Here is a 24,400-nt window from a genome sequence, read left to right as displayed (position 1 = left end):
GCTCCCGCACCGCACCTATGGTGGGCGGACAGCTGAACGCTCGGTAACGAGAGGCAGTCCGATGCGTAGCGCGGTACTCGATGTCAACACCAGTCCCGACGGCAGCGTGGTCATCCAGCCACACGGTTCGGTCGGTCCCGACGAGGCCGTGGAACTCCGGCAACTCCTGGTACACACGGTCCGCCGTGTCCGCCCGCTCCGCCTGATCGTCGACCTGGCCGACGTCCGCGACCTGGACCCGATCAACCTGGGTTCGGTGGTCGCCGCCTGCTACCTCGGTGACGACAATCAGGTGGCCGTCTTCGTCCACAATCCGAACCGCACCGTGGCCGCCCAGTTGCATGCCGCCGGAGTTCCGTCGCAGCGGGTGCGATTGTCCTGAGCCGTCATCAGTTTCGGACAGCGGCCATCGCCAGTTGGCCCGTTGTTAACCTGCGGAGACGTAGCATCCGGCCATGACAGCCGTTCTGTTCACCCGCGCCGACCTGGCCCGGAGCGTCGCCGAGGAATTGATCGGCGACAGCGGTAACCGCTGGAAGCACACCGCCGGAGTGGCCGCCCGGGCCGCCGAACTGGCCGCCCGGCTGGGCCTGGACCCGGACATCCTGGTGACAGCGGCCTGGCTGCACGACGTCGGTTACGCCGAGACGATCGCGCTGACCGGTTTCCACCCGCTCGACGGCGCCGTGCACCTGAGCGCCGAAGGCTGGCCGGCCCGCATCACCGGCCTGGTCGCCTACCACTCCGGCGCCCGTTTCGTCGGCGCCGCCCGCGGCCTGGCCGCCGAACTGTCGGCGTTCCCCGACGAGCGCAGCCTGATGGCTGACGCCCTCACCTACGCCGACCAGACGACCGGCCCGAGCGGCCTGCGGGTGGACACCGAAGCGCGCTACACCGAGATGCTGCTGCGCCAGGGCCCGTGCTCCTGGAACGCCCGCGTCGACCCGGAACGCCGCCCTCACCTGCGTTCCATCACCGCCCGCGTGGAGCACTCGCTAGCGGCCTGGACCGGCCACTCGCTGGCCGCCTGACCCTTCCGGCCTTTTCGCCTGCCGGGCGACGATGCGCTAACCGGCGAGGCTGAGCAGGAAACTGGTCAGGGCCTCGCGGTACGGGGGCAGCGTGCGGAGGTCGACGTACTCCTCCGGGCCGTGCTGGCCGTCGCCGCCGGGGCCGAAGATGACCGCGTTCACGCCTGCCGCGGAGTAGAAACGGCCGTCGGCGGCGCCGTGTTTGCGCAGCAGGGCGCCGGTGTAGCCGGCGTCCTGTGCGGCGGTCTGCAGCAGGCGGACCTCGGCGCATCCCGGGTCGGCCCAGTGCGGGGCGCCCAGCGCGTCGAGCCGGACCCGCACCCCGAGGCCGGTCACCGAGCGCAGGTGGTCGGCGATCTGCTGGTGGGTGCGGCCGGCGAAGTCGCGGTCGGACGGCGGGAAGCGGATGTCGAGCAGGGCCCCGGCCGCGTGCGGCACCACGTTGGCGGTGGTGTTCGGGGTGTCGACGCGGGCCACGTTCACCGTGGTCACCCACTGTTCGGACGCCGGTACCGGATAGCGGTCGACCAGGCGCTGCACCGCTGACATCACGGTGAGCAGGGCGTTGGAACCCAGCCACGGGTAGGCGGCGTGCGCGGTCCGGCCGGTGGCGGTCAGGCGGACCCGGGCGATGCCCTTCGACTCGGCCACGATCCGCAGGTCGCTCTGCTCGCCGATGATCACGAAGTCGCCGCGGACACCCTGCGCGACCTGGTGGCCGGTGCCGTCGAAGCCGCCGACCTCCTCGTCGGTCACCAATTGCAGGGCGATCGGGTAGGGGAGCAGCGGCGCGACGTCACGGAAGACCGTCGCCATCGCCACGGCGGCGGCCTTCATGTCGTGGGCTCCCCGGCCGTACAGGCGATGGCCGTTGATCTCGGGTTTGAACTGGGCCGGCGATCCGGGGACCACGTCGAGGTGGGCGTTGAGGATGACCCTGGGGTGGCCGGGGGTGCTGACGAGGGCGCTGGGCTTGCCGCCGGAGGTGAAGCGGCGCACCTCGAAACCCGGGCCGACCAGGGCGAGCACCAGATCGAGGGCTCGCCGCAGGTCGTCCGGGCGGTCGGCGGTGGAGGGGATCGCCAGCAGCTCGATCAGGTCGTCCATACCGACGGAATCTAGTCGGGCTTCTTCTCGCCGGCTTCGACGGCCACACCGAGGCGGTTGCCGGCGGGTGGCAGGGGGCAGGTCGCGAACTCGGTGTACGCGCACGGCAGGTTCACCGCCCGGTTGAAGTCGATCGTGACCGTGCCGTCGGCGGCGGGCGCGTCGATCAGCAGCGAGCGGTTCGCGGCGTATGTCGTCAGGCCGGACGTCTCGTCGGTGAACAGCACGGACAGTGTGCCGGGGAGGTAGCCGTTGAACACGGTCAGCGACCGGGGTGAGCCGCCGAGGTCGAACTCGATCCGGCCGGGCGCCTCGTAGACGTGCTCGATGCCCTCGGCGACCGAACCGACGGTGGTCGACTGCGGCGCGTCGAACGCCACGTAACGACCGGTGACCTGCCACTTCTCGTCGGCGGGGAAGGCCGGAGTGCCGGGGTAGGCGGCCAGCACCGGGCTGGACGGGTGCCGGGGGCGGACCACGTCGAACCCGCCGCGCTTGGCAATTTCGATCTTGGCATCACCGAAGGTGACCGTGACGTCGGCACGCTCGGCGATCGGCGCGAAGGTGTGTGTGCCGGTGATGACCTGATCGGAAAGGGTCAGCGACTCACCCTCGGCGAGGGCCACGGTGACCCCGTCCGGCCCGGTGCTCCAATCGCCGGGAGCGTCGTCGAAGCGCTGCGGGGTGTCCGTCAGCCAGTGCAGGCCGGTGATGGCGAGGAAGCCGTGCGGGTCGGCGCGCCGTTTCTCGTGGGCGGCGTGCCACTGGTCCCACTGCTCCTGGAACGAGATCGTCATACCGTGACCTTAATCCCTACTCGCTGAATGTGATATGGACCCGGTGCGTGAGATCTGATAACTTCGGCGACAGGTCATGAGTGCCAGCAGATAGCCCCGGCTTGCTGGCCGGCAACCCTTGCGTTCGCGATGGGGTGCCCCGGGTGAAGACCGGGCTGATGTCGCCCGACATCGGCAAAACGGCGAACCCGTGGAGGCGCGGTCATGCCATCTTTCTCTCTCGAAGTCATCGGCGACGACAGCGACTTCGTTCACCTCGACTACGCGGCGTCGGCCCCCTGTGTGCGGGCCGCCGCTGACGCGGTGCAGGACCTTCTTCCCCGGTACGGCAGCGTGCACCGTGGCACCGGCGTGCGCTCCCAGGCATCCACCCTCGCCTACGAGCTGGCCCGCGACGTGGTGGCCGAGTTCGTCGGCGCCCGCCCCGGCGACACCGTGATCTTCACCCGCAACACCACCGACGCCCTCAACCTGCTGGCCCGCGCCCTGCCGGCGGGCACCACCACCGTGCAGTTCGACGGCGAGCACCACGCCAACCTGCTGCCCTGGCCGAACCCGCTGCGCCTGCCCACCCCGGCGTCGGCGGACGAGGCGGTGCACGCCCTCAAGCAGGCCCTGGACGGGCTGACCGGCCCGGCCGTGCTGACGGTGACCGGGGCGAGCAACGTCACCGGCGAGGTGTGGCCGGTGCGTGAGCTGGCCGACGTGGCGCACTCGTACGGAGTCCGGGTGGTCGTGGACGCCGCCCAGCTCGCCCCGCACCGGCCGGTCGACCTGGAGGACCTGGGCGCCGACTGGATCGCCTTCTCCGGCCACAAGCTGTACGCGCCGTTCGGTGCCGGGGTGCTCGCCGGGCGCTCCGATTGGCTGGACGCCGCCGGCCCGTACCTGGCCGGCGGCGGCGCGAGTGCCGCCGTCGGGGACGACCTCGACGACCTGGTGTGGGCCACCGGCGCGGCCCGGCACGAGGGCGGCACCCCGAACCTGCTCGGCGCCGTCGCCATCGCCGCGGTCTGCGAGGCGCTGACCGCCACCGACCGGTTCGCCCTGCACCAGCAGGAACAGCACCTGCTCGCCCGGCTGCGCGACGGCCTGGCCGGCATCCCGGAGGCGGTCGAGGTGAGCGTCTTCGGCCCGGACCACCCGCGGGTCGGCATCGTCTCGCTCGCCCTGCCCGGCCATGACCCGGCGGCCGTCGCCCAGCTGCTGGGCCGGGACCACGGCATCGGGGTGCGGGCCGGGCAGTTCTGCGCGCACCCGCTGGTCCGCCGCCTCACCGGCAGTGAGCAGACCGGTTCCTGTAGCGACGGCGGCACCGGTCTGCTGCGGATCAGTTTCGGTCTGGGCAGCGACATCGATGACGTTGATCGCCTGCTGGCCGCTCTGGCAGCGGTACTTCGCTCCTGACCTACAACCCGAAGACGCTTCCGTAGCCATCCCCGGTGGCCGATGATTCGTTCGTGGCGACATGGATGACGCGGCTCCGTGACCGGTTTCCGACCGGTGGCGGGCTCAACGACGAGGACTGGGCGGGCCGGCACGGGCTGCTGACGGTGCTGCTCGCCGTCTTCATGGTGTTCCTGACCCTGTTCGGCCTGTGGCAGGGTGACGACAGCGTGAAAGAGCTGCTCATCACCGATGCGCTGGTCCTGCCGTCGCTGGTCGCGGCCCGGCTGATGCGGGGCCGCCGGCCGCGGTCGCTCGCGGTGGCGCTCGGCTTCGCGGTCTCCTGTGCGGGCTTCGTCGCGCTCTGCGACGGGCTCACCGAGGCCCACTTCACCTTCTTCATCGCAGTGGCGGCGCTCGCGCTGTACCGCGACTGGGTCCCGTTCGGCGGTTTCCTGGTCGCCACCGTGGTGCACCACGCCGGGTTCGGCACGCTGCAGAGCGACCACACCTTCGGGCACGGCCCGGCCCAGGCTCATCCGCTGATCTGGGCGCTGGTGCATGGCAGTGCGGTCCTCGCCTCGGCCGCCTTCCAGCTGGTCGCCTGGCGTTTCAACGAGATCGAGGAGAAACGGGCGCGGGAGGACCTGAACGAGAGCCAGGCCCAGCTCGGCGTCGCCTTCGACGAGACGCCGGTGCCGATGGCGATGTTCACGCCGGCCGGTCTTCTGGTGCGCACCAACAGCGCCTACCGGGAGTGGCTGCGCCTGCCGGACGAACTGCCGGACGGCTTCACCATCCACGACCTGCCGCTGAGCACGGTCGACGAGGACCAGGTGGGCATGCTGCAGCTGCTCATCGAGGCCCGCGAGCCGGTCACCGCGACCCGGCAGTTCCGCCGGCTCGACGACGGTTCGCTGATCTGGGTGCAGGCTCACGGCACCGGCATCTACGGCCCGGACGGCGACCTGCGCCTGATCTTCGTGCACTGCATCGACGTGACCGCGGTCCGCGACCACGAGGCCGAGCTGAGCTACCAGGTGCGGCACGACTCGCTCACCGGGTTGCTCTCCCGCAAGGCCTTCGAACACGACTTGACCGAACTGCTGGCCGACGGCGCCGAGCCGGTCAGCGTCATCTACCTGGACATCGACCGCTTCAAGACGATCAACGACGGCAACGGGCACACCACCGGCGACGACGTGCTGCGCGCGCTCGCCGGCCGGCTCTCCCAGGTGGTGCCGGACGGGGCTCTGGTGGCGCGGCTCGGCGGCGACGAGTTCATCGTGGCCGTGCAGGGCCCGGCCGGCAGTGGTCTGCGGGTCGGCAACGGCATCCTCGCCGCGCTGGCCGAACCGCTGACCGTCGGCGGCAACGAGAAGGCCGAGCTGCCCGTCTCGGTCAGCGTCGGCGTCACCACGGCCTCCGGCTCGGTCCCGGCCGACGACGTGGTGCTGGCCGCCGACACCGCGATGTACGCGGCCAAGCGGGCCGGCGGCAACCGGGTCCAGGTCTACACCGACGAGCTGCGGGTACCCGTACAACAGAAGATCGCTGCCGAGGCCCGGGTCCGCCGTGCCCTGGCCGGTGACCCGCGGCTGACGCTCCCGCTCTGGTTCCAGCCGGTGGTCTCCACCGAGACCGGGCGGATCGTCGGCGCCGAGGCCTTGGTCCGGATGCGCACCCCGGACGGCGAGATCCTCAGTCCCTTCCACTTCATCGAAGCCGCCGAGGAGACCGGCCTGATCGTGCCGCTCGGCGAACACGTGCTGCGGACCGCCGTCGAGCATCTGCTGCAGTGGTCGGACCGGCTGGGTTACATCTCGGTCAACGTCAGCCCCCGGCAGCTCGCCGAACCGGACTTCGTGCCGATGGTCGAGAGTGTGCTGGCCGCCCTGCCCGGTTTCGACCGGTCCCGTCTGGTCCTGGAGATCACCGAGACCGCGTTGTTCACCTCGGCGGTCGACGTCAGCGAGCGCCTCAACGCCCTCAAACGGCTCGGTGTCCGGATCGCCCTGGACGACTTCGGCACCGGGTACAGCTCGCTGACCTGGCTCAAGTCGCTGCCCGCCGACATCGTCAAACTGGATCGCTCGTTCGTGGCCGGCCTGGCCGAGGACGCCCGCAAGGCCTCGATCATCGAGGCGGTGCTGTGGCTGGCCCGTTCGCTGGGCATGTCCACGATCGCCGAGGGCGTCGAGGAACAGGCCGACTGGGAGGCGCTGCGGACCGCCGGGTGCCCGGCCGTGCAGGGGTACTTCTTCAGTAAGCCGCTGCCCTCGCCGGAGTTCGAGGCGATGCTCCTGAAGTCCATCGAACGGGGCACCTTCGAGGGAGTTCATCTGGACGAAACCATGGGGACCGCTGTCGCCGGTTAGAGTCCGGCCATCCTTGACAACGTTGATCCATTCATCGGAACCGCGGCCACCGACCTGCCTCGCGCACACGGTCTCGCCGCTACATGGTGGTGGCCGAAACCGCAGGTGGGTAACACCCACCCGGGGGCCACCTCGCCGCTGGGCATGGTCTCCGCCTGCGCCTACTCGGGGGCGTATCCGACCGGTTACGGACGGTACGCCAAGAACACCGAGGGCGTGCCGGAGCAGATGTTCGACCGGCTACAGGCGTCCGGGTTCACGCACTTCCAGCAGTCCGGCACCGGCGCGATCCGCAAGTACTACAACTACGTGCGGGTCACCCCGATGGTCCAGCCCCTCGACGACCTCGGTCAGTCGTGGCCGCTGGAGGACGAGCGGGCCGAAGCCGGCTACTACGCGGCCAACCTGGACACCGGCGTACGCTGCGAGATCACCGTGGGGGAGAAGGTCGCGGTCCACCGTTACACCTTCCCCGACCACCACAGCGCCCGGGTCGTCGTCGACCTGTCCTGCGGCGGCCTCGGCATCGACCTGGGCCGGACCATCCCGCTGCGCGCCCAGGCCGAGAGCATGGGCCACGGCCGCGCTCAGGGCACCGTGGTGATGGAGGGCATCCCGCTCTCGGTCTTCATCGAGGTGGAGAGCCCCGGCTGGCGGCAGATGCTGTGGTACGACCGGCGGCTCATCCCCGGCGGCACCCGGCTCGACTTCGACAGCATCCGGCACACCACGCTGCGCCCGTTCGGCATGCTGTTCATGGGCCCCACCCGGGCCGGGCAGACCATCGAGGTCCGGATGGGCTTCTCGCTGCGCGGCTGCGACCAGGCGCGGGCCAACCTGGAACGCGAATGCGGCACGGGCCAGGACGCCTTCGAGACGGTGAAGGCGGCCACCCGGGAACGCTGGCGCGACCACCTCGGCCGGATCCAGGTCGACGGCGGCACCCCGGCCCGGCGCACCGTGATGGGCACCGCGCTGTACCACTCGCTGATCAAGCCGTGCATCGCCGACGACGAGAGCCCGAACTGGCCCGACCCCGGCCCGTACGCCTTCGACGTCTGCACCATGTGGGACATCTACAAGACCCAGATGCCGTTGCTGTCGGCGATCGCCCCGGACCGCTACACCGACATGCTGGAGTCCCTGATCCGGGTCTGCGAGGAGGAGGGCAACTTCCCGATCGGCTACCGGATGGCCCGCGGTGCCGACCGGTTCTTCCGGCAGGCCAGCGCCCTCGCGCACACCGCCCTGGCGGACGCGCACGCGCTGAAACGGCCCGGCATCGACTGGACCTGGGCGCTCGTGCACATGGTCGACGACCTGCGGCGGCTCTACGGCGAGGACTTCTGGGAACACGGCGTGGTGCACCCGATCACGCACACCCTGGACCTGGCGTACGCCCACCACTGCACCGCCCAGGTGGCGCGCGCGCTCAACGACCACCGGCTCGCCGCCGACCTGGAACGCCGCAGCAAGGGCTGGATCAACGCCTTCGACCCGTCCACCGGCCTGCTCAAGGACTCCGAGTTCTACGAGGGCGGCAAGTGGAACTACTCGTTCCGGCTGATCCACGACATGGCCGGGCGGATCGAACTGGCCGGTGGGGACCGGGCGTTCGCGCGGATGCTGGACCGGTTCTTCGGGTACGGCTGCGAACCGGTCAAACAGCCCGGCCGAACCCCCGACCCGGCCGAGATGGCCGCCGGTTACGCCCTGAACCGGTTCGAGGGGCTCAACAACGAACCCGACATGGAAGTGCCCTGGGCCTACCACTACGCGGGGCGCCCCGACCGTACCGCCGAGGTGTTGAACTCGGCTTTGACCTGGCAGTTCGGCACCGGCCCGGGTGGCCTGCCGGGCAACGACGACTCCGGGGGCCTGAGCGCCTGGTACGTCTGGGCGTCGCTGGGCCTGTTCCCGGTTGCCGGGCAGAACATGTTCCTGGTCAACACGCCGGCGTTCGAGCGGGCCGCGATCAAGGTCGAGGGCGGCGAGTTCGTCATCGAGACCACCGGGCACCGGGAGACGCCGATCGGTGTCGAGGGGATCGACCGCGATCCGGCACCCCAGTACGTTCAGTCCGCGACCCTCAACGGGAGGCCCCTGCACGCCACCCACCTGACTGCAGCCGACGTCCATAACGGCGGGCGGCTGCATCTGCGGCTCGGGCCCGAACCCTCCACCTGGGGGCACGGGAATCGGCCGCCATCCCTCTCCGATCCCCACCCTAAGGAACAAAGATGAGCCGACCGACCCGCCGACTCGTCATCGCGGTCCGTGCCGACCCGGTCATCTGCGGCCATTCCGGCGAGGCCCGCAACCTCGCCGAGGTGGCTCTCACCAGGGGCTTCGACGACGTCAGGTTGCTCACCTGGCCCGTACCGGCTCTGCAGGCCGCCGGCCTGCCCCTCAAACCACTGGACCGGCTCCTGCCGTACAGTCCCGGCATCACCGTCGAACGCCCTGAGGCGGTCGGCGACTACCGGGTGCCGGACGGCCGCCACCTGGCCGGGCTCACCGGCCGCCTGGTGGAGCTGCTCTCCGAGCCGGTACCCACGGTCTGCCTCTCGATGTACCTGGTCCCCCACACCCAGGTGATCAACGACGCGGTGACCGCGGTCCGGGCCGCCGGGCTCGACCCCGACGTGCGCACCATCGCCAAGGCGGTCGGTTCGGACGTCACCAACGTCATCAAGTCCTGCCTGCGCGAAGGCCGGTTCGGGGCGGCCCTGGTGCTGTTCACCACCTTCCTGGCCAGCGACGAGGTGGTGGCGGTCTCGGAGTACACCCGGGACGAGATCATCGCCTCGGCACTCGAAGTGGACGCCCACTGCGGCACCACGTTCGCGGACCAGTGCCGGGAACGTGTCACGGTCAGTTACCCGCCGATCGACGCGTCGGCCTTCCTCGACCTGGATCCGGCTCTGGTGGACGCGGCATTGACGCGCCGCGGGTTGGAGAAGGACAAGTACATCCTGTTCCTCTCCCGGGTGGCCCGGGCCAAGGGGATCTACGACCTGGTGATCGCGTACGGCCAGATGCGCTGCCGGGACGACGTGAAACTGGTCGTCGCCGGGACCGGGCCGGCCCTGGAACACGTGCGGGCGATGGCCAAGGAGGACGACCGGATCGTCTTCCTCGACGACGTGGACGACGACGAGAAGTCGCTGCTGATGGCCGGGTGTGCCGCGTACGCGCTGCCCACCAAACCGGAGCCGGACTTCGTCGAGACGTTCGGCATCGCGCTGGCCGAGAAGGCCCTGGCCGGTGGTGGCCCGATCATCACCACCACCACCGGGGGCGTCCTCGAGGCGGTCGGTGACGCCGCGGTCATCGTCGAAGCCGGCGACATCCACGCCCTGGCCGAGGCGGTCGACCGGGTGGTCCTCGACATGACCGCCGAAGAACGCCGGGACCTGGAGGTCCGGGCCCGGCAGCACGCCATGCAGTTCGACCGGGGCGCGGTCTTCGACGACCTCTTCCCGATCAAGAACGACTGATTCGGTACGGGCGGACGGTTCCGGCCGTCCGCCCGTTGGGTATGAACCGTTTTGTGATCAGGTGGATCCGGAACTACCTCAACCAGCGTGTCGACCCGGCACCCAACCCGCTGCGGCTGACCCTGCGGGCTGTCGACGAGGAGTTGGCTGGTCTGCGTGGCCGGGACTCGTCCGTCCGGGACCGTGCCGACCGGCTGCTCGACGTGCGGTCGGTGCTCGCCCTCTACGAGACCACCGATCAGACGTGGCCGTCGGCGACCAGGCGGTCCAGTTTCGCGTACCCCTCGTTGACGCCGACCTCCATGCCGCTCTGAAGCCAGGCGTCCCGGCCCTCGAAGCTGTCCACCAGCGACTGCACGTGCAGCCGGGTGCGGCCGTCGCCGAGATCCTCCACCCGCAGTGTCTCCAGGGACACCCCCTCGGGCTGGCCCTCCCAGGTGAACGTCTGCACGATCCGGTCCGGCGCCACCTCGTGGAACGAGCCGTGGAAGGCGAACTCGTCACCGTCCCTCGACGAGACGTAGCGCCACCTGCCGCCGGTGCGGGCGTCCCAGTAGTCGACCTTGCTGCTGATCGAGTCCGGGCCGACCCAGCGCACGAACAGCTCCGGGTCGGTGTGCGCGCGCAGCACCTGCGCCGGAGTGGCGGTGAAGTCTCTGGTCATCCGGATGAGCGGTAGGTTCGGGTCGGCTTCGATGCTGGTCATGGCTCTTCCTCCCATTGCGCGGCTGTCTTTCTGCTTTTCTGGAGCGTGTCGTTCTTCTGGAGGGTGTCGCTTTTCCGGAGTGCATCGCTTTTCAGGAGTGCGTCCAGCCTGGCGTAACGCTCCTCGGCCCGGCGGCGGTAGCGCTCGATCCAGGTCTGCATCTGGTCGAACACCTCCGTCTCCAGGTGGACCGCTCGGGGTTGCGGGCCGGGCGGGCGGGTCACCAGACCCGCCGACTCCAGCACTCGTAGGTGCTTGTAGATCGCCTGGAGCGACATCCGGTACGGCTCGGCGAGCTGGTTGACCGTCGCGTCGCCGCCGGACAACCGGGTCACCATGTCGAGTCGTGTCGGGTCGGCCAGCGCGGCGAAGACCTGCGACATCGTGTCCGCGGACATCGGCCCTCGTTTCAACTTATCGGTTGAACTCAACGTAGACCCGGCTTCGGGAGATTGTCAACCTGAAGGTTTAAAGACTCACGGAAACGTGCCGTAAACAGATGGTTACCGAAGGGTGTACCTCGGGGCCACGAACATCTCTAGGCTGAACGGCACCCGCCTCGTACCGCCGCCGGAGGGATCTTGCCGTGCACGACGAGATGCTCAGCCACTTCGACGACTGCATCGCCCGGATGCTGCTGCTCCGCGACCGTCTCTCCGCCGCCCGCCGGGTCGAGCCCGGCGAACGCCACGAAACCGTGCTGGCCGCCATCGCCGTCGCCGAGCGGTTCGCCCACCAGGCAGATCAAACCCTGACAAAACCTTTCCCGCCGGTACGGGAACCCTCGCGCGCCCTGACCACAGCCAACACGGCGGCTCTCAGTTCCTGACCCCGACATCCGAAGTCGGCACGCTGGGTGTGGTGCGCTCCGCGGCCTGAAACGGTCTTGGTGGGAGAGTGGGTCTCAGGACTGGGCGGTGGCTCGGTCCAGGACGTCGTCGGCGGGGCAGCGGTTGCGGTAGACGTACCGCTCGGTGAACTCGGCGACCGCGTCGCGCAACTCGCGAGAGACGCCCTGGCGGTTCAACGCCGCGTAGGCCGTCAGGAAACAGTCGCGCGCGGCTGCCGCCAGCACCGGGTCGGTGAGCGCGTCCCGAGCCGCCCGCTCCCACAACGCGGGTTCGCCGGCCAGCCGTTCGGTGGCCGCGGCGGCCTCCTCGGCTGCGTGCGGGTCGTCCAGCAGTACCGCGGCCACCGCGGCCGGGACCCGCCAGCCGTCGCCGGGCTGGCAGTCGGCGACGTCGAGTTCGAGATGCCCGCGAGCGGCCACCGGCGGCCGTAGCCCGGCCATGTGTCGTTCCAGCTCGGCGACGGTGATCCGGGAGTCCACCGGTCCGTAGTCATGTTTCGCCAGACCATAGCATTCCTATCATTCTGATAGGACTATGGTCGCCGGTAAGCGACCGGGCGGGATTTCTAGGGGTAACGGCAGGGGATTCACCCGATCCGGAACCCCGGCGTCGCGAACTACCGTCAGCGCATGCCATCGAACAGCGCCACCGTCCGGCACGCCGCCGTCGACGCGCCGGTCCTCCTGCTGGTCTACGGCCTGATCCGGTTGTTCGACGGCCTGAACGGCTCGCCCAGCCCCGGCAGCCTGGTCTGGAACGTCGGCCACCTGGCCTTCTTCGTCGGCATGGTCCTGTTCGGGCTGCTCTCCGTCACCGTCCGCGAGCTGGTCCCGCCGGGCACCCGCCCGGTCGCCACCGTGGCCGCCGCGTCCACCATCGCCGGTGTCGCCTGCTTCCTCTGGATGATCACCGGAGACCTGGCTCCCGCGCTCCATGAGATCAGCCCACTGCCCGCCGTCCTGGCGACGGCCGGCCCACTGCTGTTCGCCCTCGGCCTGCTCACCGCACTCGGCCTGCTGGTGGCCGCCCGCCAGGTCCCCACCTGGAGTCCGCTGCTGTTCGGCGCGGGCGTCGCCGCGGTCATCATCGATCTCAGCTTCCTGCCGTTCGCCGCCCTGATCGTGCTGGCCGCCCTAGCTCCGCTGGCCCGCCCGCACCTGCCGGCCGCCCACTCCCGGCCGCCGCGGTCCCGCATCGCCGTGGGCTGACCCGTCGCATCTGGGTGCTACGGAACATTTGTCTGTGCACCTCGGGACGGGGCTGTGGCCGTACGTACGGGAAACCGGTCGTGGGTTTTCAAGATCGTCGGGGATCATCGGGTGGTGATGCTGCTGATTCCCGCTGACGTTCTGCGGCCCCGCCGTCCCGACGAGCACTTTGCCGACGAGGCTCGTGCCGCCCGGGAAGCCGGGATCGACGTGGTCCTGATCGACCACGGGTTCACCGATGCCGCGGAGGCCGTGGCCCGGGTACCGGACGGGGTCGGTGACGTCGTCTACCGGGGCTGGATGTTCACCGCTGAGCGCTACGCGGAGCTGGCCGGCGCGCTGGCGGACCGGGGCGCTGCTCTTCGCACCGGGGCCGCGCAGTACCGGCAGGCCCATGAACTGCCGGGCTGGTACGACACCGCCGCGGCCGTCACCCCGCGCACGACATGGACCACCGGTGACGACCTGGCGGGCTTCCGGGAGGCGTGCGTGGCCCTGGGCGGCGGGCCGGCCGTGCTGCGTGACTGGACGAAGTCGATGAAGCACTACTGGCACGAGGCCGCCTACATCCCGGACACCGGGGACACCGCGGCGGCGTGGACGGTGGCCTCCCGCTTTCGTGAGCTGCGGGGCGACGACTTCACCGGCGGTTTCGTCCTGCGGGCCTACGAGCAATTTCAGGGCGCTGAGGTACGAACATGGTGGCTCGCCGGTGAATGCCGCCTCGTGACCGCCCACCCGGACACTCCGGACGACCTGCCGCCCGCCGACGTGGACCTGTCCGCGGTGGCGGGTCCGCTGCGTGAGCTGTCCCTGCCGTTCGTGACCGCCGACCTGACCCGTCACCAGGACGGCCGCTGGCGCCTCGTCGAGATCGGCGACGGCCAGGTCAGCGACCGTCCCCGCTCGACCCCGCCGGAGGCCCTGATCGAGGCGCTCCGCAGCTGGACACCTTTCGGCGCGGAGGTCGGGGCCGGGTCCATCAGCAACTCCGGAACAGGTCCATCCCACCAGCCCCAGCCGGACCCCGGCCCTGAAAGGGTCTAGGCAGTCCGACGTGGCGCTGAGGTGTCCAATCCCACCGATTGGACACCTCAGGGGTGGCTTACTCCCGCCGACAGGAGCCACGAGGGGGTGCCGTCAGGGTGCTCGTGAGTGGGTGAGGAGAACCGATGGCCAGTGGCGTCGGCGGGTCGGCTCGGCGGGGGCGGTTGTGGGGCAGCCTGCCGGTGCTGGGCAAGGTGTTGTGTGCGGTGTTCGTCGCCGCGACGGCCGCTGTGATCGTCGGCGGAGTCGGGATCGTGAAGATCGCCGCCGTCGACGAGGTCGGTGGGGGAATCTACGAGAACAACCTGCTCCCGGTAAGCGTGCTGGCGCAGATCGACGGGGACGTCAACGAGATCCGGGCGACGATCCTGCGGCATGTGATCAGCACCGATCCGGATGAGATGCGGGAACGCGACGCGGAGATCGTCGAATTCCGTGATCATCTAAAGGGGTTGTGGGAGCAGTACACGTCGGGTGCGGGTAGTGCCGAGGAACAGGCCGCTCGGGAGCAGTTCGCGACGGCGCTGGAGGCGATGTACACGGTCGCGGACGACGAACTGCTGCCGCAGAGCCGTGACCAGCGGAACGCGCAGGCCGCGGAGACCGAGGCGGAACGCTTCGACCCGGCGTTCGACGAGGTCAGCAAGGCGTTGAACACGTTGACCGACGTCGAGCTCGCTCAGGCCGAGGCGGGAGCCGGCGAGGCGGAGGCCACGTATCAGAACGCTCGGACCCTGATGATCGTCGTCCTGGTCCTCGGGCTGGGCCTCGCTCTGGCGGTCGGGGTGTACGTGGCCCGCTCGGTGAGCAAGCCGCTGGGGCGTGTCGTAGCAGTGTTGCGCCGGGTGGAACAGGGGGACCTGACCGCGGTCTCGGACGTGCACAGCGGCGACGAGGTGGGTCAGCTCAGTGCCGCGCTCAACAGCACCACGACCCGGCTGCGGGACATCATCGGCGGGCAGATGTCGCAGACCGCGGTCGGTCTGTCCGCGGCGGCCGAGGAACTGTCGGCGGTCAGCGCGCAGTTGCAGGCCGGCGCCGCGGACGCGTCGACGCGGGCCGAGTCGGCGTCGCACTCCTCGCAGGAGGTCAACGCCGGGGTGCAGACGATCGCGGCGGGTGCGGAGGAGATGAGCGCGTCGATCAGCGAGATCGCGTCGAACGCCGGGCAGGCGGCGCAGGTCGCTCAGCAGGGCATGGCGGTGGCGGCGCGGACCACCGCGCAGGTCGCCGAACTCGGGACCGCCAGCGCGGAGATCAGTGACGTGGTGCGCCTGATCACGAGTATCGCGGAGCAGACGAACCTGCTCGCCCTCAACGCCACCATCGAGGCGGCCCGCGCCGGCGAGCTGGGCAAAGGGTTCGCGGTGGTGGCCGGCGAGGTCAAGGAGCTGGCGCAGCAGACCGCGAAGGCGACCGAGGAGATCACTGCCCGGATCGGGGCGATCCAGGCTTCCAGCGCCTCGGCGGCACACGCGATCGTAGAGATCACCGAGGTGATCAGCCTGATCGGGGACTACACCACGACGATCGCCTCGGCGGTGGAGGAGCAGACCGCCACCACCGCGGAGATGAGCCGTTCGGTGGCCGATGCCGCGTCGAGCAGCGGTGACGTGGCCGGCACCATCTCCGGGGTCGCCGACTCCGCCACAGCCACCGCCGAGGGCGCACGATCCACCCAGCAGGCGGCCGTCGAACTGACCCGTCTGGCCTCGGATCTCACCACCATCGTGGGCAGCTTCCGGCACTGACCGGCCACCTGCCCCCAGCCCACCGCTCAGTTGTCTAGTCGCCGAGGAGGGCGGCGCGTTTGGTGGCGTACTCCTCGGCGGTGAGAAGGCCCGCGGCGTGCAAGGAAGCCAGGTTGGCCAGCAAGGCCGTGTTGTCGGGGGACGCGGTTCGGCGGGCCGTGATCAGTGCGGCCAAGTAGGCGGCGGTGGGACGGTCGGTGGGGAAGGAGAACGTGGTGGTGGGTGTGGTGATCTCCAGTGATGAACGGAACAGACGATCACGGGCGGTCACCTGCGTGACCTCCGGGAGGGGGATGCGCTCGCGGCCGGCGCCGGTGCCCATCATCGTGCCGGGGCTGGCCAACTCCAGACGGTCCGGGTAGATCAGCAGGTAGAGATCGGCTCCGCCGGTCCGGGAGTGCGCCACGGCCAGAGCGCCCGCCACATCGATGCTGGTGCGCTGGGCTTTCGCCAGAGCGCGGGCGCAATGATCGGGAACCGTCAGGCCGTCATCGGTGGTCACAGCCGGTCACCGTAGCGCATCGACGGGACTCCATCGGGTGCGTACGCTGCCGCCCATGGTTGAACGGGTCTTCAGTGAGCGGGTTCTCACCGAACGTGGTGAGCTGGTCCTGCGTGGCCGGGCCGGGCACTTCGAGCTGATCAGCAACGGCGTCTTCTTGACGGACACCCGCTCCGGGGAGTCCGAGCGGGTGCTGGTCCGGGCGGCGCTGGCCGGCCTGGAGAACCCGCGGCCCCGGCTGCTGATCGGCGGGCTGGGCGTCGGGTTCTCACTGGCTGAGGCGGTGCGCACCGACGCCTCCGAGATCATCGTCGTGGAGATCGAGCCGTCGGTGGTGAACTGGCACCGGGGCGTGCTGAAACCGTTCAGCGAAGGAGCCCTGGACGATCCTCGGGTGCGGGTGGTGACCGCCGACCTGGCGGCCTGGTTCACCGGCACCAGCGACCGGTTCGACGCGATCTGCCTGGACGTCGACAACGGTCCCGGCTGGACGGTGGTCGACCACGACACCGGCTTCTACCGGCCGGCCGGGCTGGCGATGATCCGCGAACATCTGCTGCCCGGCGGGGTGCTGGCGGTGTGGAGCGCCAGTGCCCAGCGCCGCTTCGCGGACACCCTCCACCGAGTGGTGGGGCCGGTACGCACGGTCCGGGTCCCGGTGGGCCGCGGCGATCCGGACGTGGTCTACGTGGCGTCCTGCGAAGACTGAACCCATCGGTATTCCAGCAGCTCCGGATGCGGTTCGAAAGCGGTCGGCCGGGTTCGGCCGGTCGGTTCCCAGCCGTGCTTGGCATAGAAGCGGCGGGCCCGATGGTTGCCGGTGAACACCCACAGCCGGGGATTCTCCGGCAGCAGTGCCAGGATCTCGGCATGTGCGGCGGAGGCCAGGCCGGAACCCCAGCTTTCCACCGACGTACCCAGGTGAAGCAGTTGATCGTCCTTCAGCGCGGCGAATCCGGCGACTTCGCCGTGCCGGAGGATGACGAGGACGCGAACGGCCGGGTCGGTGATCTCCTCGGACCAGCGTTCGGCCAGTTCGGCACGGGGGAACGGGTGCCGGTCCTGCGGGAAGATGTGCGAAAGGGACCGGATCGAACCTTCCTGTTGCACGTCGAGAATGGCTTCGAGATCGGCTGGTACGGCAGTGCGCAGCAGGGTCATTCGGTGCCGTACCGGTGGTTATCGGTGGGCGTTCTCATGAGGACCGACCATAGCTGTGCCGCTTCGGGACTGTCGCTGTCCCGGCGTGGCCTGGCACTGTTCTGCCTCGCCTTGTCTTGTTCTGCCGCAGCTGGCGGGTTGCCGGGTGGCCATCGTGGGTGGCGTTTGCCGGTGCCTTTGCGGGTAGCCTTTCCGGTAGAGGCCGTCCCGGACTAACAGCCGGTCCCCAACCTGCTCGTGCCCGATTCCGTTCCCGCTCCCGACGCATGAACGCCGAGGCCGATCGCATGACCGACGACCTGCCACCGGATCCATCCCCTGGTTCCGACCCCCAGCGAGGCGAACACCACCCCGGAACTCCCGGCCCGGACTCCTTTGCCGAGTCGGGTGACTCGTCGGCCGAGCCGGGTGGGTCGGCCGGCTCGCAAGGGGACTCCGGAGATGAGCGCCGGTCCGGAGAACGGCCGGGGTCGCCTGCCGACTCTCGTTCCGTGGCGCGGCCCGGGTCTCGGCCGGAGGCCTCGCCGGCTTCGGCTCCTGAGGGCCCGCCGATGTTCGGCTACGACGAGGAGCGCCTGCTCACCGGGCGAACGGTTCGGCGTCAGCCGCCACGGCAGGACCCGTCGGAGACGCCACCGCCCCGGCGCCGTGTCAACGGTGGCCCAGTCAATGGCGGCTCGGCCGACGGCGGCGATGCTTCGTCAGCGGGCCGCCGTCCGCCTCCGCGAATCAACGGCAACTCGCCGCGGGCCCGCCGCCCACCGGACCCCTCCGACGGCGGGTTGCCGCCGAGTCGCCGCGCACCGGGTTCCGCAGATGGCGGGTTGCCGCCGAGTCGCCGGTCACCCGGGTCCGCTGATGGTGGACCGTCTTCGGGTCGCCGACAGCCGGGGGCTGGTGGTGGGGATTCGGCGCGTGGTCGTCGCTCGGCTGATGAGGGCGCGTCTTCGGGGCGTCGTGCGTCGGGGGCGCCGGGTGGCGAGTCGTCGTCGGGGCTTCGTTCATCCGGGTCCTCGGACGCTGGGGCTCCGGGGCATCGGACGTCGACCTCGGGTGGGGTGTCCTCGTCCGGGCGATCGGCTTCTGGTGGGCGCTATCCGGAGCCGTTGGAACCTGGAGGAAGCGGTGACTCAGGGACCGGCTTGCACGGCGGCACCGGGAGCGGACTGGAGGAGGGTTCCGGTGATGGTTCGCATGTCGGAGTTGTTGCTGGTCCGGTTCTGGTCACGGCTGCCGCGGTCTCCGGCCGTTCTGCGCCCGGGCTGTCGGCTGTCTCCGTCGCTGCGCTGATCAGCATTGCCGCCTGGTTCGGGCGGGGGCTCTTCGGGGAGGTGCGTACCGGTCTGTTGCTCGCCGGGGTCATGGTGCCGTTGGTGCTGGTCGCGGGGGTGTTCGTGGCTCAGCGGCTTCGTCCGGGCGGCGGTCATGACGCGGTTTGGGAACTGACCGTTCGTATCGGTTCCGGCCGGAGCGACCGGGACGATTCTGGTCGAAGCGGTCGGGGCGATTCCGGTCGCAGCGTTCGTGCTGGTTCTGGGCGGATGTTTCGGGGTTCCGTGCGCACCGATGCTGACCGAGATTCGCTGCGCGCCGGTGACCTGGTTCGAGTGATTCCGGCTCGTCATGCTGGGCTCCTGCGTAAGAACTCCGGGCGGCTCGTTCCGCTGCGGGCTGTGGAGGTTCTGGCTGAGCCGGACGGAGCGGTTGTTCGCCGGATCGACGCCACCACTGCGCTCCCGCCGGTGCAGATCGCCGGGCTGGCCCTGGCCGTGGTTCTCCTGGTCGCGACCGTTGTCTCGTTCCTCACGGCCTGACCGTCGCGGTCGGGCGCTACGTTCGGGTGATGGGGGCGATGCGGATCGAGGACACGTTCACTGGGCCGGGTGGTGGTGTGGTCGTCACCGGCAGAGTGGTGGGTGGCCCGATTCTCAGTGGCGACGTTCTTCTGCTGCATGGGGGTGGCGGGCAGCATGCGGTTCGGGTGCTGGGACTGCTGCGGTTGTGTGGACGTCAGGATGCGGAGATCGCTCAGCCTGAGGAGAACGCCGCGATTCTTCTCGCCGATGTTCCCTCTGATCTGGACGTGATCGGGCTGATGCTGCACAACGTCGGAATCGGGGAACAATGACCGGGAGGCGGCTACGGGGATAGCGATGACCGGGGCCGGTGGCCATCGCATTCGGCCCGGCGGTCGCGGGTCGGGCCGGAGTTCCGGAGGCCTCGCGCTGTGATTCGGGATGTCGTGGATTCGGCGGAGAGGGGCCGGTCGTACCAGAGAAAGGGGTTGATCTTCGGGGTGCTGGTTCGGTCGGTGGAACGGGTGATTCGTGGGGCCGGGGAGCCGGGCCGGGGACGGGATGTGGTGGGATGCACGGTGAGTCGCCCGGGTGGACACGGGCGGGATTGAAATGTTTCAAGGATGGTGCTTAACTCTGGGGGCAAACCGTAGACCCAGAGGTCAGGAAGGCCCAGGTTGAGACTCCAGCCGCGCAACGGGCGGGCACCATCGGTCAAGGACGTCGCCGCGGCCGCGGGGGTCTCGCTCGGCACCGTCTCCAATGTCCTCAATCGGCCCGCCGTGGTCAGCACCGCCACCCGGGAACGGGTCGAGCGGGCCATGGCCGACCTCGGGTTCGTGCGCAACGAGTCGGCCCGGCAGTTGCGGGCGGGCACCAGCCGGGCGCTGGCGTACGTGATGCTCGACGGTGGCAACCCGTTCTTCCACGACGTCGCCGAAGGCATCGAGACCGCCGCTGAGGACGCCGACCTGTCACTGTTCGTGTGCAACAGCAGCGGGCGTTCGGACCGCGAGGCCAAGCACATCGACCGGCTCGTCCAGCAGCGCGTTCAGGGCATCCTGATCACCCCGGTCGACCCGGACGCCGCGCACATCGCCGAGATCGGTCAGCGTGGCATCCCGTTTGTCATGGTCGACCGGCTCAGCCAGGACGGCGGGCACTGTTCGGTCGCCGTCGACGACGTGCTCGGTGGGCGCATCGCCGTCGAGCATCTGATCGATCGCGGACACCGGCGGGTCGCGTTTGTCGGTGGGCCGCCCAGCATCGGGCAGGTTCGGGAGCGGCTCCAGGGTGCGCGGGCCGTGTGGGCCGAGTTCGGCATGCCCGAGGAGGACCTGATCCACCTGCCGACCGAGGCGCTCACCGTCAGTGAGGGGCGATCGGCGGGGGAGCGGCTGGCGGGGCTGCCCACCCGGCGCCGGCCGACGGCCGCGTTCTGCGCCAACGACCTGCTCGCTCTCGGCCTGTTGCAGCACGCGGTCACCGCGGGACTGCGGGTTCCGGACGACCTGGCGATCGTCGGATTCGACGACATCGATTTCGCGGCGGCGGCGGCGGTTCCGCTCACTTCGGTGCGTCAGCCGAGGCAGGAATTGGGGCGTACGGCGGCCCGTCTCGTCCTCGACGAGGCCACCAATCCGGAACACGTCCACGAACAGGCGACATTCGTGCCGGCGCTGGTGGCGCGGGCGTCGTCGGGTACTGTGCGGCGCTGAGCGAATTCGGACTGGAGAGTGTGATGCGGCTGCACGTCGGATGTGCGATGTGGAGTCTTAAGTCGTGGCAGGGCCGGTTCATCGGGTCGTCGGAACGGCTGAGGTCCTATTCCGGCTGGTGCGACGCCGTCGAGGGGAATACGACGTTCTATGCGACGCCGACCCGCGAAACGGTGTCGAACTGGGCCGAGCAGACGTCGCCGGACTTCCGGTTCGTGCTGAAACTGCCGCGCGAGGCCACCCACGTACGACAGTTGTCCGATATTTCGGTCCTGTCGGAGTTCTTTCGGGCGATCGAGCCGCTCGATGATCGCGTCCACGCCCTGTGGATTCAACTGCCGGGCTCCTTCGGACCCGGCGATCTCCCGGTTCTCTCCCGGTTCCTGCGCGGCCTGCCGACCCCTTTCCGGTACGCGGTGGAAGTCCGCGATCCAGCCTTCTTCCGCGATCCGCACGCATTGACCGAAACGCTTGCCGAGCATCGGGCGGAATGGGTTCCGTTCGACACCACGGAATTCTTCCGCACCCCGCCGACCAGCGACGCCGAACGCGAGGCGTGGCTGAAGAAGCCCCGGATGCCGTTGCGGACCACCGCTCTCACCGACCGGCCGATCATCCGCTACCTGGGGCGCGACGACACCGGCCGGACCGTCGAAGGCTGGCAGCGCTGGGTGCCGATCGTCGCCGGATGGCTGCGCGAAGGCCGGTCGCCGACGTTCTTCGTGCACACCCCGGACAACGCCGACGCCCCCGCACTCTGCCGGCGGTTCCACGACGAGGTGCGGGCGCTCGTGCCGGCCCTGGAGCCGCTGCCCACACCGCCGTCGCTGGAGCCGGAGGGCCCGCCGACGCTCTGGTGAACCGGGCGCCCCCGGGGCGGTGGCGGTGAGTTGCGCGCCGCCGCGGGGGAGGAGTGTTCGGCGGCGATCACCAGTGGCCAGGAGGAAGCCGTGCTTTCGCTGCTGTCGTCGCCCTGTTATCGGGTTCCGGGGGAGTAGGGGACGGGGCCCGGCGGCGACTGCCGGGCCCCGTCTGGTGTGGTGGATCAGGTGTGCGGGCAGGTGGCCCGGTATTCCTGGATGGTGGAGCCGCTCGGGGCCGGGCACAGGAACTGGTCGTACCGGGTGTCGTCGTCGATGAAGCGCTTCAGCCAGGACAGGGCGTACTTGGCGACGGTCACGTTGCCGCCCTCGGTCGGGGCCGAGTGGGTGGCGTTGTTGACTTCGAGGTAAGCCTTCTCCGGGGCGGCCGTCAGGCTGGTGTAGAACGGTTCGGCGTGGGAGGACACCGGGGCGACCGTGTCGTTCTCCGCGCCGATGATCAGGGTGGGGACCCGGACCGTGGTCCAGCTCTTGGTGCCGTGCCACGGTGTCATCGGGACGGCGGCCTGCAGGGCCGGGCGGGTGCGGGCCGCGGCGAGGCTGCCGCCGCCGCCCATCGAGTGGCCCATCACGCCGAGGCGGGTGGCGTCGATGCGGGTGCGCACCGAGCTGGTTGCGGTCAGGTAGTCCAGCGCGCCCAGCAGCTGGGTGCCGCGGCTGTCCGGCTGGTCGAGGGTGCTCCGGGTGTCGATGGTGATGACCACGAAACCCTGGGAGGCGATGCGCGGGCCGAGCCAGGCGATGCTGGACTGGGACGCGGTGAAACCGGGGGAGATGGCGATCGCGCCGTACGTGCCGACGCTGGTGTCGGTCGGGTAGTAGATGGTGCCGCCGCCGAATGTGGACACGCTGGCCCGGGCGACGGTGACCGAGGCGACCGCGAACGTGCCGCGGGACGCTTCGATGCTGGCGTTGGTGGGGGCGGGACCGCGCTCGTACGGGTTGGCCGCGACGGCGGGTGCCGCCGGGGTCGCCAGGACGGCGGCGGCCGCGGCGCACAGCACTGTCAGTAGTGAGGCTTTGCGGCGGCGAGTGGGAACGGGCATGGGGAACTCCCTGGTGGTGGTGGGGCTCCTAGTCATTCACGGATGTCGATAAGTTAACCCGTGAGTAACAACCGAGGTAATCCCGATCCGGTCCCTGTTTCGGTGGTATGTCGCGGCTGTTGCCGTTGATCATCTGCCGTTAATCCGGTTGCGGCCCGGCGGAGCGTCGGCGAAGGTGATCGGCATGACGTACTGAGGTGATCCCCCCGACAAACCCGCCCGCGGACTCCGCCGGCGTGCCCTCCGTCATGCGATCTTTCGAAAGAAGAGCTGATCTTGTCTCAGCAGAGCTCTGCCACCGTCACGATCTTCGCCGTACCCGGCAGCTGGATCGAGACCGGCGCCGTCGACCAGTGCCATCAGGTCGCCGCCCTCGCCGGCATGATCCGCGTCGCCGGAATGCCCGACCTGCACCCCGGTAAGGGCGCCCCGATCGGCGCCGCCATGCTCTCCACCGTCCTCTACCCGTTCCTGGTCGGCTCGGACATCGGCTGCGGCATCGCCGTCTTCCCGATCCGGATCCGTAAAGCCGTCCCGGAACGCCTCGCCGCCCGCTTCCCCGACCTGGACCAGCCCCTCGACCCGGCCGACCTGGACGGCCTCGACATCCCGGCCGGCTACCTCGACCAGCTCGGCACCGTCGGCCGCGGCAACCACTTCGTCGAACTCGCCAAGGTCGACGAGACACTCGACGCCGCCCACGCCGCACGGCTCGGCCTGACCGCCGGTGACCTGGTCCTCATCGTGCACAGTGGATCCCGCGGCCTCGGCGAGCGGATCCTGCGCGCCCACACCTCGGTGCACGGCGCGGGCCCGGCCGCCGACCCGGCGGCCTACCTGGCCGCCCACGACGAGGCGGTCCGCTGGGGCCACCTCAACCGGCGCCTGATGGCCGAACGGGTCGCCGACGCCCTCGGCGCCGAACTGAGCGAGCCGGTCACCGACGTCTGCCACAACTCGGTCGAGGTCCGCGACGGCGCCTACCTGCACCGCAAGGGCGCGGCACCGGGCGACGGCCGGGACGTGCTGATCGCCGGCACCCGCGGCACCCCCTCGTTCCTGGTCGCCGGGCACGCCGCACCCGAGGCCGGCTGGTCGGTCGCCCACGGCGCCGGCCGCAAGATGTCCCGGGCCGACGCGCTGCGCCGGGGAAAGGCCAAACACACGATCGAGGAGCTGCGGCGTACGGCGGTGGGCTCGCTCGTGGTCTGCGGCGACCGGCAGCTCCTGTTCGAGGAGGCGCCGACCGCCTACAAGCGCATCGAGCAGGTGATCGGCGACCTGGTCACACACGGTCTGGCCACTCCGGTCGTCAGCACGCTCCCACTGGTCACCTACAAGACCGCCGAGGTCCCGGCCCGCCGGGGTGGTCGCCGATGAGCGTGCCGGAGTGTTCCTGAGCGCGTGGAGCGGAGGGGCGGCGGCCCGAACCGGTGCCGCCGCCACACCCGAACCAGGCCCGGCGACTCGCCGGCGGTCATCGAGCGGGACGCGAACCGCGTCCCGTGCCCGTCCGGCGTTCCGGCCCCTCACA

The 24,400-nt window shown here is 70.0% G+C and carries 25 protein-coding genes and 1 riboswitch; of the genes, 17 read left to right on the top strand and 8 right to left on the bottom strand.

Annotated features, from left to right (window positions below):
* Positions 1 to 61 precede the first annotated feature (61 nt).
* Both BLU81_RS19855 and BLU81_RS19850 read left to right on the top strand, forming a co-directional pair.
* Positions 62 to 382, top strand: coding sequence for an STAS domain-containing protein (locus BLU81_RS19855; RefSeq protein ID WP_092546052.1), 321 nt, complete (start codon positions 62 to 64; stop codon positions 380 to 382).
* Between the two features lie 73 nt (positions 383 to 455).
* Complete coding sequence (locus BLU81_RS19850; RefSeq protein WP_092546051.1) at positions 456 to 1,031, top strand: HDIG domain-containing metalloprotein; 576 nt, start codon at positions 456 to 458, stop codon at positions 1,029 to 1,031.
* A 36-nt stretch (positions 1,032 to 1,067) separates the two neighbouring features.
* Here BLU81_RS19850 and BLU81_RS19845 read toward each other — a convergent pair whose 3' ends face one another.
* Both BLU81_RS19845 and BLU81_RS19840 read right to left on the bottom strand, forming a co-directional pair.
* Complete coding sequence (locus tag BLU81_RS19845; RefSeq protein WP_092546050.1) at positions 1,068 to 2,138, bottom strand: M20 family metallopeptidase; 1,071 nt, start codon at positions 2,136 to 2,138, stop codon at positions 1,068 to 1,070.
* Positions 2,139 to 2,149: 11 nt separating this feature from the next.
* The gene (locus BLU81_RS19840; protein WP_092546049.1) at positions 2,150 to 2,935 is read right to left on the bottom strand and encodes a DUF1684 domain-containing protein; all 786 of its coding nucleotides are present in this window, start codon (positions 2,933 to 2,935) and stop codon (positions 2,150 to 2,152) included.
* Between the two features lie 72 nt (positions 2,936 to 3,007).
* Positions 3,008 to 3,122: riboswitch (SAM riboswitch) on the top strand.
* A gap of 17 nt (positions 3,123 to 3,139) precedes the next feature.
* Here BLU81_RS19840 and BLU81_RS19835 point away from each other — a divergent pair.
* The 5 genes from BLU81_RS19835 to BLU81_RS48420 all read left to right on the top strand — a co-directional run bounded on the left by BLU81_RS19835 (position 3,140) and on the right by BLU81_RS48420 (position 10,513).
* Positions 3,140 to 4,342: an aminotransferase class V-fold PLP-dependent enzyme gene (locus BLU81_RS19835; RefSeq protein WP_092546048.1), complete on the top strand. Its 1,203-nt coding sequence runs from the start codon at positions 3,140 to 3,142 to the stop codon at positions 4,340 to 4,342.
* Between the two features lie 65 nt (positions 4,343 to 4,407).
* Positions 4,408 to 6,699 (top strand): putative bifunctional diguanylate cyclase/phosphodiesterase, encoded by a 2,292-nt coding sequence (locus BLU81_RS19830; RefSeq protein WP_092546047.1) that lies wholly within the window; start codon positions 4,408 to 4,410, stop codon positions 6,697 to 6,699.
* Between the two features lie 9 nt (positions 6,700 to 6,708).
* On the top strand, positions 6,709 to 8,943 hold the full coding sequence (locus BLU81_RS19825) for a GH92 family glycosyl hydrolase (RefSeq protein ID WP_092546046.1): 2,235 nt from the start codon (positions 6,709 to 6,711) through the stop codon (positions 8,941 to 8,943).
* On the top strand, positions 8,940 to 10,199 hold the full coding sequence (locus BLU81_RS19820; RefSeq protein ID WP_092546045.1) for a glycosyltransferase: 1,260 nt from the start codon (positions 8,940 to 8,942) through the stop codon (positions 10,197 to 10,199). The genes BLU81_RS19825 and BLU81_RS19820 overlap by 4 nt, the downstream gene beginning before the upstream one ends.
* Before the next feature lie 53 nt (positions 10,200 to 10,252).
* On the top strand, positions 10,253 to 10,513 hold the full coding sequence (locus tag BLU81_RS48420; protein WP_157751690.1) for a hypothetical protein: 261 nt from the start codon (positions 10,253 to 10,255) through the stop codon (positions 10,511 to 10,513).
* On the opposite strand, the gene BLU81_RS19815 is transcribed toward BLU81_RS48420, so the two are convergent.
* Both BLU81_RS19815 and BLU81_RS19810 read right to left on the bottom strand, forming a co-directional pair.
* The gene (locus tag BLU81_RS19815) at positions 10,438 to 10,905 is read right to left on the bottom strand and encodes an SRPBCC family protein (protein WP_197686305.1); all 468 of its coding nucleotides are present in this window, start codon (positions 10,903 to 10,905) and stop codon (positions 10,438 to 10,440) included. The two genes, BLU81_RS48420 and BLU81_RS19815, sit on opposite strands and share 76 nt — an antisense overlap.
* A complete protein-coding gene (locus BLU81_RS19810) occupies positions 10,902 to 11,303 on the bottom strand; it encodes an ArsR/SmtB family transcription factor (RefSeq protein ID WP_092546043.1) in 402 nt (133 codons plus the stop codon). The genes BLU81_RS19815 and BLU81_RS19810 overlap by 4 nt, the downstream gene beginning before the upstream one ends.
* A gap of 188 nt (positions 11,304 to 11,491) precedes the next feature.
* Here BLU81_RS19810 and BLU81_RS19805 point away from each other — a divergent pair, with 188 nt between their 5' ends.
* Entirely contained in the window at positions 11,492 to 11,734 is a 243-nt protein-coding gene (locus tag BLU81_RS19805) for a hypothetical protein (RefSeq protein WP_092546042.1), read from the top strand.
* A gap of 75 nt (positions 11,735 to 11,809) precedes the next feature.
* Here the strand turns inward: BLU81_RS19805 and BLU81_RS19800 are convergent, their stop codons facing one another.
* On the bottom strand, positions 11,810 to 12,235 hold the full coding sequence (locus BLU81_RS19800) for a glutamate--cysteine ligase family protein (protein WP_197686303.1): 426 nt from the start codon (positions 12,233 to 12,235) through the stop codon (positions 11,810 to 11,812).
* Between the two features lie 150 nt (positions 12,236 to 12,385).
* Between BLU81_RS19800 and BLU81_RS19795 the strand changes: the two genes are divergently transcribed.
* From BLU81_RS19795 to BLU81_RS19785, 3 genes are all read left to right on the top strand, one after another.
* Positions 12,386 to 12,964 (top strand): hypothetical protein, encoded by a 579-nt coding sequence (locus BLU81_RS19795; RefSeq protein WP_092546041.1) that lies wholly within the window; start codon positions 12,386 to 12,388, stop codon positions 12,962 to 12,964.
* Between the two features lie 117 nt (positions 12,965 to 13,081).
* Positions 13,082 to 14,011: an ATP-grasp domain-containing protein gene (locus BLU81_RS19790; protein ID WP_172890810.1), complete on the top strand. Its 930-nt coding sequence runs from the start codon at positions 13,082 to 13,084 to the stop codon at positions 14,009 to 14,011.
* Positions 14,012 to 14,136: 125 nt separating this feature from the next.
* Positions 14,137 to 15,762, top strand: a complete 1,626-nt coding sequence (locus BLU81_RS19785; RefSeq protein WP_092546040.1) for a HAMP domain-containing methyl-accepting chemotaxis protein — start codon at positions 14,137 to 14,139, stop codon at positions 15,760 to 15,762.
* A 34-nt stretch (positions 15,763 to 15,796) separates the two neighbouring features.
* Here the strand turns inward: BLU81_RS19785 and BLU81_RS19780 are convergent, their stop codons facing one another.
* Positions 15,797 to 16,264 (bottom strand): SHOCT domain-containing protein, encoded by a 468-nt coding sequence (locus BLU81_RS19780; protein WP_092546039.1) that lies wholly within the window; start codon positions 16,262 to 16,264, stop codon positions 15,797 to 15,799.
* Positions 16,265 to 16,319: 55 nt separating this feature from the next.
* Here BLU81_RS19780 and BLU81_RS19775 point away from each other — a divergent pair, with 55 nt between their 5' ends.
* Entirely contained in the window at positions 16,320 to 16,973 is a 654-nt protein-coding gene (locus BLU81_RS19775) for a spermine/spermidine synthase domain-containing protein (RefSeq protein WP_092546038.1), read from the top strand.
* On the opposite strand, the gene BLU81_RS19770 is transcribed toward BLU81_RS19775, so the two are convergent.
* The gene (locus BLU81_RS19770; RefSeq protein WP_197686299.1) at positions 16,949 to 17,425 is read right to left on the bottom strand and encodes a GNAT family N-acetyltransferase; all 477 of its coding nucleotides are present in this window, start codon (positions 17,423 to 17,425) and stop codon (positions 16,949 to 16,951) included. The genes BLU81_RS19775 and BLU81_RS19770 overlap by 25 nt on opposite strands.
* A 1,556-nt stretch (positions 17,426 to 18,981) precedes the next feature.
* Between BLU81_RS19770 and BLU81_RS48415 the strand changes: the two genes are divergently transcribed.
* The 4 genes from BLU81_RS48415 to BLU81_RS19750 all read left to right on the top strand — a co-directional run bounded on the left by BLU81_RS48415 (position 18,982) and on the right by BLU81_RS19750 (position 21,799).
* The gene (locus BLU81_RS48415) at positions 18,982 to 19,239 is read left to right on the top strand and encodes a hypothetical protein (RefSeq protein WP_157751689.1); all 258 of its coding nucleotides are present in this window, start codon (positions 18,982 to 18,984) and stop codon (positions 19,237 to 19,239) included.
* Positions 19,240 to 19,277: 38 nt separating this feature from the next.
* Positions 19,278 to 19,553 carry a hypothetical protein gene (locus BLU81_RS19760; protein WP_092546036.1) on the top strand — a complete coding sequence of 92 codons (276 nt, stop codon included), beginning with the start codon at positions 19,278 to 19,280 and terminating at the stop codon, positions 19,551 to 19,553.
* Between the two features lie 345 nt (positions 19,554 to 19,898).
* Positions 19,899 to 20,939, top strand: a complete 1,041-nt coding sequence (locus BLU81_RS19755; RefSeq protein WP_092546035.1) for a LacI family DNA-binding transcriptional regulator — start codon at positions 19,899 to 19,901, stop codon at positions 20,937 to 20,939.
* Positions 20,940 to 20,986: 47 nt separating this feature from the next.
* Positions 20,987 to 21,799: a DUF72 domain-containing protein gene (locus BLU81_RS19750; protein ID WP_197686443.1), complete on the top strand. Its 813-nt coding sequence runs from the start codon at positions 20,987 to 20,989 to the stop codon at positions 21,797 to 21,799.
* A 185-nt stretch (positions 21,800 to 21,984) separates the two neighbouring features.
* Here BLU81_RS19750 and BLU81_RS19745 read toward each other — a convergent pair whose 3' ends face one another.
* Positions 21,985 to 22,866, bottom strand: a complete 882-nt coding sequence (locus BLU81_RS19745) for a poly(ethylene terephthalate) hydrolase family protein (RefSeq protein WP_092546033.1) — start codon at positions 22,864 to 22,866, stop codon at positions 21,985 to 21,987.
* 270 nt (positions 22,867 to 23,136) lie between these two features.
* Here BLU81_RS19745 and BLU81_RS19740 point away from each other — a divergent pair, with 270 nt between their 5' ends.
* Complete coding sequence (locus BLU81_RS19740; protein WP_092546032.1) at positions 23,137 to 24,246, top strand: RNA ligase RtcB family protein; 1,110 nt, start codon at positions 23,137 to 23,139, stop codon at positions 24,244 to 24,246.
* Positions 24,247 to 24,400: the final 154 nt, after the last annotated feature.

Source organism: Actinoplanes derwentensis (genome assembly GCF_900104725.1).
In the GTDB taxonomy this organism is placed as follows: Bacteria; Actinomycetota; Actinomycetes; order Mycobacteriales; family Micromonosporaceae; genus Actinoplanes; species Actinoplanes derwentensis.
Note: the sequence above shows the minus strand (reverse complement) of the source record. Positions and strands in the feature narration are given on the sequence as shown.